Origin of the sequence: Pseudomonas sp. W5-36 (genome assembly GCF_046540455.1) — a bacterium.
GTDB classification, from domain to species: Bacteria; Pseudomonadota; Gammaproteobacteria; order Pseudomonadales; family Pseudomonadaceae; genus Aquipseudomonas; species Aquipseudomonas graminis_B.
On record NZ_JAXCIQ010000006.1, the window covers coordinates 93,850 to 106,134 of the forward strand.

The following is a 12,285-nucleotide window of genomic DNA, read 5'->3' on the forward strand; positions in this document are numbered from 1 at the left end:
AAAACGACGGAGTTGTTATATTTGAGAGCAAAGAAAAAGCAGAGCGGGTAGGGTCAACATAAGTCCGAGCTTCTGGCCCAATTTACTGGGGTCATTAAAGGCAGTTTAGCTTCAGCTTCACGCCGCGCTTTTCTTGTTTTAAGCCCCAGCAGGGGGCGGGAGAGTCGCCGTTTCGACCGAAGGTCGCTGCTTCACCTCTTTGGCTACAAACAGACAGCTCCTAAATTTTCAAAAATCCGTCGCCTGGCACAGCCGGCCCTAGATGGGGTAACTACGTCTGAAATTCGAGGTGGCAAAAATGGATTACAGTCTGGAAGCTGAAATATGGAAAGAGGCTCAAATTCAGTTAGGCGAACATGGATTTACACAGGTAATCGAGCGTGCCGTAGACAGCTATCGGCGTCGACCAGGTCATTCCCCTCTGGAGCGCATCCACGTCACGAGTGTCGGAGAGCTCGGGCTGCTTGCACTGCGTAACACCCAGAGACAGGCTGGGCACTCATTTGACACTGATCCACTGCCTTCTTACGTCGCGGTGAGAGCCGCTTTTAGGGCCCATATCTACTACGCCCTGCAATTGGAGATTATGCACCTGGGCGCGCCTACGGATCTAATCGCCGACGATCAGCTAGCCAGAGTATCGGCTTATGACCTACGTCCTCGCAGTTGGAAGCTTGGCGTGGACGCCGTCAAGACGTCGCAGATGCGGGTTGAGCAAGGGTGCACGGGCTCAATCACTGGTCATATCAATCGGGGTAATCCAGGGACATCCGTACACTGATTTGCGCTTAGATTGGTTGTTGCCGATTCACGAAGCGGATTCTTTTTCAAATCTTTTCAATAAAAATGCGGACAGGTCAAGATCGCTTGCACCAGTGATAGACAACTGCGCCAGCGCCTCGCCTAGGGCGGCTGAGTGTTTGAAACCGTGGCCCGAACAGGCAGACACTACGAGGATATTCTGCAGCGTAGGATGCTTGTCGACGATGAAGTGACTGTCTGGAGTCACGGTATAAGCGCAGACTGCCGACTTGAGTACCCGTGATGAAAGGCCAGCTAATTTTCCGTCTACTTGGGTTTCGAACATCTCGCGCTTCTCGTCCTTGGAAATCGTTCTCGCCAAGGCTTCAGGCGTGGATTCCTGCTCATATTGTTCGGTTGCAATCTTGACGCTGCCTTCCCCAGCCAGCGGTGGAAAGCCATAGCTCATGTCATCGTCGGTGCGCCCGTGCCGCATGATGAACACCGGTGACGTCTCTGCAAACCTAGCGCCCTTTTCCAGTTGAAACCAGAACAGCTTTTGTCTGCAAACTCGCAGTAAATGGTCAAAGTGGGGCGCCAGTAGCTCGCGCGACCACATACCTGCGCTGATCACCACTTTGTTGGCTTTGATAGTCCGGCGGTCGGTAATCACCGTGACGCCGCACACATCGGAGGTCACGTTGGAGACCGTTTCACCCTTAAAGAGGGTGGCCCCCTGCTGTTCAGCCAGGCTCAGCTGTACCGCAATGCAGCGCTCGGGGCGCAGATAACCACCGCTGGGCTCGAAGTACCCCACAGCGGTGTCCAGTACCGTGGCGAATTGCGCAAACCGCTGGCGAATCTGCTCTGCATCCAACATTTCATGCGCGATGCCATGAGTTTGAGCGAGTCTTACGGTACGGTTCGTGAAATCAGCCGCGTCTTCAGGGGCATAGTGGGGAGTAGAGCTTAAAACCAGCACTCCACACTGCTCAAAAAGTGACTCGCCCGAAATACTCTCCAGTTCCCGCCACAGCTCGTGGGAGCGTCGGACGATGGGTAAGTATTGCTCCCCTTCACCGACAGATAAGCGGGTTATTCGGGTATCACCGTGGCTTGACCCTTGGGTGTGGGGTGGATGAAAACGATCCACTCCGATCACGCTAGTTCCGCGTTTCGACAGATGGTACAAGGCTGCAGCTCCGACCGCCCCTAGCCCGATTACTGCGACGTCACACACTTGCATAACAGCTTCCTAGAGGAGAGAGAGCGGCATTGATTATGGGGCGAGATGGGCGTGCGTGGTAACCCTGACTAATCATGCTGGCGTTTCCAACACCGTTCAACCTTCTGCTTTTTTGAGAGACGATGAAAGTGAGTTTGCCGTCTCAATCATCTGCCGCTTCACACAGCCAGCGACGCTCACGCACTGCCTATTTCTGTGCGGGGGAGAAATGCTGGAGGGCCTCCCTAGGCTTCAAAAACTCGGCCGCCGATAATGATCGATCCGGCCCGGAAACGGGCATTGATTTCACAGCTGTTACCAAACATCGCTCCTTGAGACAGAGTGATGTTCTTTCCCAGATGGACGCTGAGTGCTCCGGCCGCAACACCCGTAGCCGCATCCTCTAGCGCTTCATCAAGGTGATTGAAATTACGACCTTCGTACCGATTCAGCTCCTGGTGGGTGTATGCATACAAGCCACTCACTCCTGCGGCTTTCCCCCATTCGCAAATTCGATTCAGATTGGGACGCAACGCATACAACGCTTGTCGACTGGGCATCTCAACCAGCAGTTTTGGACTGCCGACCGATGCTATCGAGGGCGGCGTTTTGATCGATGAAGGCGCGCAGCCCAACCAACCAGCAATTACTGTGACGTTTGGTACGGGCGTTTGCACGATCGAAGGCAGGACAGTGATATTCAGTTCATCCCTTGAACCCCCCAACTCCAGTAGCTGCCGGTTGACGGCCGTCAATGCAGACCCTCGGTACCACCCGATATCACGGCTCTGAAGATAACGCGCGGCCGCCAACGACGCGTGCAGACACAGTGGGCTTCTAGTGTGCGGGTAGTAAAAATCCAAGGTAAAGGGCCCCATTCCATCTTCGTTTTGAGTGATAAACACGCATGCGTTTGCTTTTTGTTCGGTTGCGAAACGCTGTCGCTCTGCTGCCGACCGCTTGCTGGTAGCGTAATCCAAAATGACCAGTGCTTCATTTCCGCTATTCGGGTCGGTGCCAAAGCATTTGAATCGCTGTATGTCCATTTACCCATCCATCAGTGATCAAGCTCAAAGTGTGCCGGGGGCGGGGTGGGTGAGCCACCTAGATCGCCGCGTACCTTGAAAGTGCGGCGGGGCATGAGTGATCCGTTGCCTTACGACTTGCTGCGCATGCGCTAACCGCGACCATGGAAAGGGGCACACTGGTATCAAAGGCCTCCTAAACCTTGCTCAGGGCGCCAACGTCTCTAAGGCATCGAGTACTTGCCGTAGGGCCTTGCCCAAAGGCTTATCCTGACGTAGCACGATGCCAAGCGTGCGGCTCATCGGCGGTTCCAAAGGCTCGATCCGCAGGCCCCGCCGATGGTGGGTAGCTCTCACTGACATGGCTGGCACGATGCTGTAGCCCAGACCGGCAGCGACCATTTCCTTGATGGCTTCGATGCTGCCCAGCTCCATCACTGGTTTGACCCGAACGCCGGCCTGAAAATACCACTTATCGATCAATAACCTTGTGCTGCTGCCAGCTTCAAAGACCACCAGCGGAAGGCTGGCTAATGACTGCGGTGTGGTCTGATGCGGGGTATCAGACTGGTCGGAGCTGAAGATCGCCACGAACGCTTCTTCCAGCAACGGGGTGATCGATAGACTGCGCCCGCCGGCGGGCATGGTGACTAACGCCAGATCGAGTCGGTTCTCCTCGACCGCGCGCAGGATCCCATCGGTATTGCCTGTGGTTTACGACATCAGCCCCAGCCGTGCCGGTGAGCATGCTCGCAACTTCCTGCGAGGCTGGAAGGGCAATTTGGTCTGCGATGATTTTGGTGGCTACAAGGCTAGCTTCGAACTCGGGGTGACGGAGATCGGCTGCATGGCCCATGCGCGGCGCAAGTTCTTCGAACTGCATGCCACGAACAAAAGCACGCTCGCCGAACAAGCTCTTCGCTATATCCAATTGCTTTACGAAATAGAGAGTGAAGTCCGCGACCTGGAGCCAGATTCACGGCAACGAATACGGCCAGAAAAAGCCGTACCGGTGATGGAAAGGCTGCATGCCTGGATGATCGGCCAGCGCGATCTCGTGCCTGAAGGTTCGGCCATCAGCAGAGCCCTGGATTACAGCTTGAAACGATGGGCAGCGCTATTGCGCTACCTTGATGACGGGGCCGTACCCATTGACAACAATTGGGCCGAGAACCAAATCCGACCGTGGGCTCTTGGACGCAACAACTGGCTATTTGCAGGATCGCTACGCAGCGGCAAACGGGCGGTAGCGATCATGAGTTTAATCCAGTCTGCACGGCTCAACAGGCATGAGCCGTAAGCCTATTTGAAGGATGTACTCACGCGTCTGCCAACTCAGCGCGCAAGTGAGATTGCAGATTTACTGCCACATAACTGGCTTCCGCCACGGAGCCGTTGAAATGGAAAAGATCACAAAGCAGTTCTTTCATTGATGAGCTTGTTTGCTATCGCTCGGCGCTTGATCACGATCCTCAAGACTATAATCTCGAACTACTTGGGCGATGCGCAGGTGATAGTCATCGAAAACCTGCCTACGGCCTGCTAATTGGGCCGAACGATGTAGCTCAAGGCCGCGCCACCGCTTAATAGCTTCCTCGTCACGCCAAAATGACAGTGAGAGAACCTTTCCTGGCTCACTTAGGCTTTGGAAACGCTCAACTGAGATGAAACCATCCAGCTCTGCTAGCAATGGTTTCAGTTAAACGGCAAGGTCAAGATACCGCTGGTATTGCTCCTCATGAGGCCATGCTTCAAAGATAACTGCGATCATTGCTGAATTTCGCGATCACTATAAAAATGAGGGATGCGACCATTAAGGGAGGGCAAATAACTCCACCGGTAAGGACGAGCAGATGAGGCTGGTTGTCGATGCAGCCATGCCAAAATCGCCTCAGAGGCGATAGTCAACGCAAGTTGCTGGCCTGGACAGTGATGTCTTCCTGAGCCGAAGCTGAAGGTTCGTCGTTGCGTTCGTTTGACCAAGAGTCTATCGGGGTCTGGGTTCGCGTAGGGATCCCTATTGGCTGAAGCGAGCAACACTAGAACGGTATCACCCGCCTCCAAGACGCTGCCCCCGATAGTGCATCGCTTCGCAACGAATCGCCGGGTGTTTTGCACGGGCGAGTCGTAGCGCGCTACCTCTTCCACCAAGTCTGCAACGAGCATCTGCGTAGGTTGCATGTCTTTAATCAGATCAGGGTTACGATGGAGCGATACAAGGGTATTGCCGATCAGGCCTGCGGTGGCTTCGCAGGTCTGTGACAACAGGCCGATCAGGTTAGCGATCAATGCATCATGATCTCTCCAGGCGGTGGCTTCGCATCCGCTCCAGATATGGCTCAAGAAGCGGCTACTTTCATCGTCATTACTCAGCAGCGCGCTGAATAATTGACTAAGTCGAGTGGCCCCGGAATTAGCTTCACCGAGTTGAATTTCGTTGCTTAACGGCGACAGGCAGGCGACAAAATCCCGTGTCAGCCTCGCTACTTCCTGTAGCCGGCTGGATGGAAGGCCTATCAAGGCGGCAATAACGGAAACCGGTAACGTGAACATCAACTCATCTAGATTTTCGACCGGGTTATCGAGGGTCTCGACCACACGTGACACGATGTCTGCGATGCAATCTGTCTCGACAGAGGCCAAGGCAGGTTCGACAGCCATCCTGGGGTACAGGTGATGCGGGCCCTCGTTCATGCGCATCAAACGACCGAAAATCATTCCTGCCACGCCTTGCGCAATCGCGGGAGGAATCGGCTCGTTTAGCGGACGCACCCTACAGTCGGGATGCCCCAGAATGGCTTCGACGGCTTTGGCACTACTTGCAATCCATAAACGAAGGTCTGCATCGAATAGCAGGCCGTTTTGTCGCCTGAGACCTGAGTAATAAACGTAAGGATCAGTATGGGTAGCTGCTTCAAAAGGCGTCATTCCGGAAGTCCTGTTCACAAAGAACGGCTACTATCGAACATCCTCCATGGTGACGATTCGCTCAGGAACGAAATATGGATGCTCGAAGCAATGACACCGCGATTTCTCGGATAGCCGGCGCTATTGCCGAACCAGCGAGGACGAAAATGCTTTGTTCGCTGATGGACGGCCACGCCCGTACCAGTACCGAAATGGCCGTCATCGCCGACGTGAGTGCATCCACGGCGAGCGCTCATTTGACAAGACTAAAAGAGGACGGATTGGTAAGGTTGCACACGCAGGGCAGGCATCGCTACTACAGTCTGGCTGACGCGCAAGTGGCCCAGGCTATTGAGGCCCTCATGGTGATCAGCCAAAACGCAGATACACGATATGTGTCCACGACCCCAACCCGATTGCAGTTCGCGCGTACCTGTTATGACCACATGGCAGGAACACTGGCTGTACAACTGCATGACCATTTCATGGAGTCAGGCTGGTTAACCGTGCCGGTTTCTGGGGAGCGTATGTATCAGCTCACGATGAGCGGCGAAAAAGCCATGACCGATCTCGGTATCGACATAGAAGAAGTAAGGGCACAACGGCGTCGTTTCGCGTGCTCCTGCCTGGACTGGAGCATGCGGCGCCCTCATCTTGCCGGAGCACTCGGAGCGGCTTTTCTACAGACGGTCATAAGCCGCAAGTGGGTTATCCAAGACCTTGATAGTCGTGCACTCGCATTGACATCCAAGGGACGAAAGGAGCTGTCTGGCCGATTCAGGATCATGCTGGAAAACAAAGAGATGGAGAGATCAGTAGTGCGGAATGCGACACGTCCCGCCGAGCCGGCTTTGCCGGCACGATAATTACTAATCCCTTCAGCTAAGCATCTATCAAGAAGCGGGCACTGCTTCGCGTGCCATATCTAAAATCAACGTGTATGAGCGGGACGCTTACCTACAGGGCAGGCCTAAAGCCGGCGCTGCATTAGCGAATGCTCTTTGCCCCAAGCACGAAATGACTCTAGATACTCCCATCCTCGCTTTGCGTAATAGTCACGTCGGTCATGTGTGTGCAAATACAGTTTCTGATGTCCGATTTCTACTGCTGTAGCGCAGACCTCTGTGATGAGTTGTTCGGCCAAGCCACGCTGCCTTGCCGACGGTGCAACAAGGACACACGCAAGCCACGGCCCGAGTTCTGGGTAATCGGGCGAGTCGTGGTTGGCCAGGGCGCCCCCTCCGAGGAGCTGACCATTTTCCAGAGCGATCACGGTTTGCCAGTTGCCGTCGTTCTGGCCATCTTTGAATTCTCTTTGCCAATCATGGAGCCCCTGGGTAGCGAATTCATACGCGAACTGTTCATGCAGCCACGCTGCAAATGTGTCGCTATAGTCCATGTGATCGTGAAGCAAGACCGTCCTGAGCATATTATTGATCCTTGAAACGAGCAGGTTTGTAGCGTCTGATGCACACTCGCGTGCTGCGTCGGTATCCACGGCTAACGCAACGTAATTATTGCAATTCAAGCCATCGCTCAGCGGTTTAGCGATGCCGAGCTTACAAAAAGTCGTGCTAGCCAGACGGGTGATATCACTGGTTATTTGTTCAACAAGCCTAGCCTATCAACAAGCAGATGCGGCTGGTCACTGATGCCTGGTCGGGGCTGTATTTTAAGCAAACATCCGGGAACCTCGCGGGGCTCAGGGCTGCATGACTAATACCTTAGTTGAGCGTGCCGTAAACGTCCGCTGAACTCACCTAGCTGTGACCAAAAACCCAGTAGGTCTATAATGAAAAACCTTTTTATCAGGATGATGACTGCTTTAATGAGCAAGCGTAAAAGAAAGACACTTCCGAAGGATTTCGATCAACTGTTGGAGCACGCTCGGTTTGCCGAGTTGATCGCAGTGTTCGATGTGTGCGACCTCGAAGCCACCGGTGGCTACAGCAAAAGCACCGCGCTTGGTTTTTATAATTGCCCCGATGATCTGGTTCGCTGGCTGGTGGAGCAGGGCGCAGACGTTGATGCCCGCGACCAGGATCAGCGAACAGCCTTGCACCATCGTAGTTCGAGTTGGAAAGGAGGTGTCGATCTGCTGCTGGATCTAGGGGCCGATATCGAGGCTCAGGATATCAGAGCGACACACCGCTGCAAGCGGCGATCAAAAGTCACAAGGCCGACGCAATCGCTGCCCTGATCCGCCGAGGCGCCAATAGAGAGGTTAGAAATCGCCAGGGATACAGCCTGTTGCACCTTGCACTGCTGACCACGTCCAACGCCGACATTAATGCCACTGCGGAAATCGCTCAGATATTGTTGGAGGCAGGTTCGCAAGTCGAAGCCGCTATGCGGTCGGAGGTGGAGCGTATCGGCCGTGGATTCGAATTTCACCGAGCCGGCTTCAACCCAGATTACCTAGTGGCAACCGATGCAGCCCTTACCACTCTCTATCGCCTTTTCAATGTAACTCCAGTTGCCGCGCGCAACATCCATGACGGTCAGGCTACGATAGTCGTGACACCAGCTGACTGGCCTGCCCAGCATCAGCAATTGTGGAAACTGCTGCTGCCATCCTCTGGAGCAGCGACAACGGTGCAAGGTGAAGTGATCCGCATCAGTGGCCGTATCTCGATAGAGATCAACGACAATGGCTCGGCCAACTGGGACGCGGATTTCAAAAAAATGCTAAAAGCGCTTTTGGAGCATTTAGGCAGTGCCGTGCCCTTAAGTGACCTGGAACTGGCCGACGCCCGCACGCTCGCTGCTGCACTAAAAAACGGTACCGATCCCGCAGGGTACAGCGATCGCCTCTGTGAACTGGCCGTATGGTGGGTCATCGCCAACCCGCAGCCAATGCCGTTAAATACGCCTTCCTATAACCGCTAACCGTGGGCGAGACCGTGTTTCCTTCCTCGTTGCGACGCTGCCTTGGTGGTAAAGCGTCGAAGCACGGCTTTTCCAAGATAAACGTCTGTCTAACACGCCTTCGATGCTGTTGCGTCGGATGTAGATTTTCATCGCGTAGGAGTTCCTTCCGAACTACGAAGTACTGCATAAAACCGCATCCGGCCAGCCCTGCTTTCAAATCCCCATTCGCAGTGTGGTTCTTGTTCTGGTCACGATCACAAGGCGAGTTTGCCGATTGGGTCTCAATAGCGCTGGGCACGCTTAATACGCCTTTCCTGATTCAACAGCAGAAGCACGTTCATGTCGAATCAGCAGTCCCTTGGTATACGCCATCTAGCCCATGTCGCCAGGACTGATTGCTTGAGTCGTTATCTGCCTCCTAGACGTCCTCCGCCGTCGACGCCGATCACTTGGCCCGCACAGTGGATGCACCCTCTCTAAGCAGCAAGGTAATCAAGAAGGCAACTTCCGTTGGACTTGGGCTTGCATCGGACTGGTGGAAAGTATTTGACGCTCAGCATCGTTTCCACTGGGGCATCAGCCAAGACATGTATCAGACAATTCTTGATCGTTACCTACCGCTTGATGGAGCAGCTCTGCAGCTAAAAACGCTTGATGTGGATAGTGGCCTATTAGTAGCATGTGTTCAGTTACGCCACAGGCGTGTAACTCCCAAGGAATGAAAATGCAAAACTTCACGCATGGCGAGAAAACTGTTGAATTTACTTCGTTGGTGGGGGAGGTAATCGGCAGTGAAAAACGGAGTGAAACGTATCTGTCTTCATCTGGTGGCGGTGGCTACGTAGGCAGGGAAGGTCTGGGATATTTGGTCTACCGGTACACAGTAGATTTCAAATGCTATAAGAAGATGGAGACGCGCTTGAATACACATCTTGAGCAACTGGCGCAGCAGGCATACGACAACGACCGCGCGCGCCAAATGGTCTGATGGCATTTACCTGCTGTTAGCATGGTCTGCAATACTATGCGAGCTGAGCCTTGGCCGATACGGCCAGCGATTCAGCTCTCGTCCCTCGGTGCAAGTTCAACGATGAGAGATGGGGCACAAGGCCGCTGCGGCGACAGCTCTTTACCTTCTCCTTATCCGACATCAAATATCCGATAGCGCAGAGCTCTCGGCGAAAAAATTGCTATCATTTTGATCTCATTCGTAAATCTCAACGTTTACGTCTCTCGCTCCCCGGGAAGTGCTTTGTGACTAAACGGTTCCTCGGTATCAGGATTGTCATGTCTGTGATGTTGTGTCTGACTGGGTGCGCTTGGTTTCAGACAGTTCCTCTGACCGGGGCTTATGGGGAGGGCTTTCGAAGCGGGTGCGGAGCTCGTGAGCAGGGTTCCGGATATGAGGCGCGGGATGCTGACGACCGGGCTCTTCTTCAAGGGCGGTACTGGCAAAGGTGGGGACGCGGTTTCAACTCCTGTCTGTCGCCTTGGGAAAAAGAGCAGCAAGACAAATGGCTGCATGGGGAAGACAAAAATTACTGCACCAAGCATCAAAAAAAGCGCGGCCACTGCAAAGAGTAGAGAGACGGCCAACGATCTGACACAGTTTTTTTGCGACCTACGGGCAAGCTGTAGGGTATCTAGTTAGCCTCATCCACAAGCTAGGTCGATTGGCAGCCGCGCAGGTGAGCCACAAGAGCCGCTACTCTGGCTCGGTGCATGATTTACAACCCCGCTACCACTCTCAACGTTCAGGATCATCGATGACCAACCTGCTGTTCATTTGCAGTCGGAACCAGTGGCGAAGCCCTACAGCGGAAGCGATGTGGCGCCGTCGACCTGGCTTTAACGTGCGTTCGGCCGGTACCAGTCCCAGTGCACGAAAATCAGTTGGGCCTGCAGACATTCGTTGGGCGGACGTGGTTTTCGTCATGGAACCTAAGCACCTGCAGCGGCTTCGAGCAGAATACGCCTCGCCTCCTTGAACACAAGCTCGTGCACGTTCTTGAGATCCCGGACGATTTTCAGTACATGGATCCCGAGCTAGTGGATTTGCTGGAGAGCGCGGTGAATGAATACCTTGAGCAGTAGGAGCTTCCCGGAAGTTGCGATCTGTCAGCAGTGACGTATTTCCAGCGTCGGATAGACTGCTTCGATAGGGGTTTTTTTCCTAGGGTTATTCAGCCCACCAATCTTTCTCTCCACGCATGATGCTGTGGCCGGTAAACCAGTCCTCGACCGTAGCAGTCAGGTTTATCACTGATCCGGTGTCGGCCTGGATGGGATCAAGCTGGTCTGCCTGCGCCGTGGCCCACGCTGCCCACAAGGCCGTTTGCTCTTGGACATGCGCTGGGCTGACAGCATTCGCCTTACAGGTGGCTTCGATGAACGCTCGAAGCTGAACTGAGCGCTGCCAGCGCTCCAAGTTGCTTACCAGCTCTAGGCGTAACCGCCGCTGACTTTCGTCGTCTCTCACCCGCTGCAGGCGCAATTCTTCCTCGATACGACGTGCACGTTGTTGTTCCTCACGCCTGATCCGCGCGGCTTTGATCGATTCGGCGATTATGGGGAGTCCCTCGACGATGCTGCCGAGCCTTTCCTCAAGCGTTTTCGTCTTGGTGTCAGCCCAGTTCTTGCGCGTACCGGACAAGGTATCCGCTTCTACTTGCAGGCTCAGGTCGCCTGTCGGCATCCATTCAAACTGAGGAGCTCGCCACGATGAGAAGTTGGGTGTCCAAGGGGCGCCTCGTCTGCGCGGGATCGGAGGTGGGGGAGGGAGGGCAAGTTTGGTCAGCCGCTCTCTGAGCTGAAGTGTGAGTTTCTCCGTTCCAATTTGGACTGTGGTCTTGTCATGAGTTCCAATCGTCCATCTATGCCCCAGTGCTTCGCTTGCTTTGATGAGCGTATCGAGGATAAGCGCTGAGCGATCAACCTGCGCTGCTGAGATTCGGGTGTCCAGCACGTGCATTTTCTCAATAGCTAAATGGCCCTCATGGGTTTTAGCGGACTGAACGTGCTTCAGCCATTTCTCGACCAGTGGATGAGGATCTTTCAACGTTCGAGGGAAGGCTGGTAGAACGGCGGGCGGGCCAATTTGTTTAGCCACTGTTTTTTGAGCGGGAAGGGACGTCCTATCCAGCACTTTGAAGCTAATCACCCCGGCGTCTACTGGAGGCTTGGGCTTGGGTGGGCGTTTCGCAAGCTGTTTGGCCCAGTACCCCCGAGACGGGAGGGGAATACCCGCCTTACGACAAGCTTTCGATAGGCCTACGTCTGATACGCCGATCTCTTGGGCAAGCTTCAACACAGGCGTTTCCCACACCTTGTCGAACAGCTCTAGGGTAGTGAAACTGACCACCTTGTACATAAGTTTGCCCCGAGGATTTGGAGCCTCAGTGTAGATCTGAACGAGTTGTTTCTGCTTCCGTTGCACCAACCAGCACCTTGCTGGTTCAAGACGCCAGGTCATGCATGCGTTCGTTGTCCTGACCCTGTTGTGATTAAAATGGCGAA

The 12,285-nt window shown here is 54.3% G+C and carries 9 protein-coding genes and 5 pseudogenes; 7 read left to right on the forward strand and 7 right to left on the reverse strand.

Annotated elements, in window-relative coordinates; all coding sequences use genetic code 11:
- Positions 1 to 808 precede the first annotated feature (808 nt).
- From solA to SLW74_RS12950, 3 genes and pseudogenes are all read right to left on the reverse strand, one after another.
- A complete protein-coding gene (solA, locus tag SLW74_RS12940) occupies positions 809 to 1,987 on the reverse strand; it encodes an N-methyl-L-tryptophan oxidase (protein WP_410929111.1) in 1,179 nt (392 codons plus the stop codon).
- Positions 1,988 to 2,211: 224 nt separating this feature from the next.
- A complete protein-coding gene (locus SLW74_RS12945) occupies positions 2,212 to 3,012 on the reverse strand; it encodes a PhzF family phenazine biosynthesis protein (protein ID WP_410929112.1) in 801 nt (266 codons plus the stop codon).
- A gap of 186 nt (positions 3,013 to 3,198) precedes the next feature.
- Positions 3,199 to 3,705: pseudogene (locus SLW74_RS12950) on the reverse strand (LysR family transcriptional regulator substrate-binding protein); the annotation flags it as partial.
- Between SLW74_RS12950 and tnpC the strand changes: the two are divergent.
- Positions 3,701 to 4,390, forward strand: a pseudogene (gene tnpC, locus SLW74_RS12955) (IS66 family transposase); the annotation flags it as partial. The pseudogenes SLW74_RS12950 and tnpC sit on opposite strands and share 5 nt — an antisense overlap.
- Positions 4,391 to 4,417: 27 nt before the next feature.
- On the opposite strand, the pseudogene SLW74_RS12960 reads toward tnpC, so the two are convergent.
- Both SLW74_RS12960 and SLW74_RS12965 read right to left on the reverse strand, forming a co-directional pair.
- Positions 4,418 to 4,762 (reverse strand): annotated as a pseudogene (locus SLW74_RS12960) (antibiotic biosynthesis monooxygenase family protein).
- Entirely contained in the window at positions 4,759 to 5,919 is a 1,161-nt protein-coding gene (locus tag SLW74_RS12965) for a cytochrome P450 (protein WP_410929113.1), read from the reverse strand. Before SLW74_RS12965 ends, SLW74_RS12960 begins: the two are co-directional and overlap by 4 nt.
- Before the next feature lie 74 nt (positions 5,920 to 5,993).
- Between SLW74_RS12965 and SLW74_RS12970 the strand changes: the two genes are divergently transcribed.
- Complete coding sequence (locus SLW74_RS12970; RefSeq protein WP_410929114.1) at positions 5,994 to 6,764, forward strand: ArsR/SmtB family transcription factor; 771 nt, start codon at positions 5,994 to 5,996, stop codon at positions 6,762 to 6,764.
- Between the two features lie 104 nt (positions 6,765 to 6,868).
- On the opposite strand, the gene SLW74_RS12975 is transcribed toward SLW74_RS12970, so the two are convergent.
- Positions 6,869 to 7,327 carry a GNAT family N-acetyltransferase gene (locus SLW74_RS12975; RefSeq protein WP_410929115.1) on the reverse strand — a complete coding sequence of 153 codons (459 nt, stop codon included), beginning with the start codon at positions 7,325 to 7,327 and terminating at the stop codon, positions 6,869 to 6,871.
- Positions 7,328 to 7,690: 363 nt separating this feature from the next.
- Here SLW74_RS12975 and SLW74_RS12980 point away from each other — a divergent pair, with 363 nt between their 5' ends.
- The 5 genes and pseudogenes from SLW74_RS12980 to SLW74_RS13000 all read left to right on the forward strand — a co-directional run bounded on the left by SLW74_RS12980 (position 7,691) and on the right by SLW74_RS13000 (position 10,863).
- The gene (locus tag SLW74_RS12980; RefSeq protein ID WP_410929116.1) at positions 7,691 to 8,098 is read left to right on the forward strand and encodes an ankyrin repeat domain-containing protein; all 408 of its coding nucleotides are present in this window, start codon (positions 7,691 to 7,693) and stop codon (positions 8,096 to 8,098) included.
- A gap of 50 nt (positions 8,099 to 8,148) precedes the next feature.
- Positions 8,149 to 8,787 (forward strand): hypothetical protein, encoded by a 639-nt coding sequence (locus SLW74_RS12985; protein WP_410929117.1) that lies wholly within the window; start codon positions 8,149 to 8,151, stop codon positions 8,785 to 8,787.
- Positions 8,788 to 9,008: 221 nt separating this feature from the next.
- A pseudogene (locus tag SLW74_RS12990) lies at positions 9,009 to 9,164 on the forward strand (GFA family protein); the annotation flags it as partial.
- 329 nt (positions 9,165 to 9,493) lie between these two features.
- On the forward strand, positions 9,494 to 9,757 hold the full coding sequence (locus tag SLW74_RS12995) for a hypothetical protein (protein WP_410929118.1): 264 nt from the start codon (positions 9,494 to 9,496) through the stop codon (positions 9,755 to 9,757).
- A gap of 778 nt (positions 9,758 to 10,535) precedes the next feature.
- Positions 10,536 to 10,863, forward strand: a pseudogene (locus SLW74_RS13000) (low molecular weight protein tyrosine phosphatase family protein).
- 85 nt (positions 10,864 to 10,948) lie between these two features.
- Here the strand turns inward: SLW74_RS13000 and SLW74_RS13005 are convergent.
- The gene (locus SLW74_RS13005) at positions 10,949 to 12,241 is read right to left on the reverse strand and encodes a hypothetical protein (RefSeq protein ID WP_410929119.1); all 1,293 of its coding nucleotides are present in this window, start codon (positions 12,239 to 12,241) and stop codon (positions 10,949 to 10,951) included.
- Positions 12,242 to 12,285 lie beyond the last annotated feature (44 nt).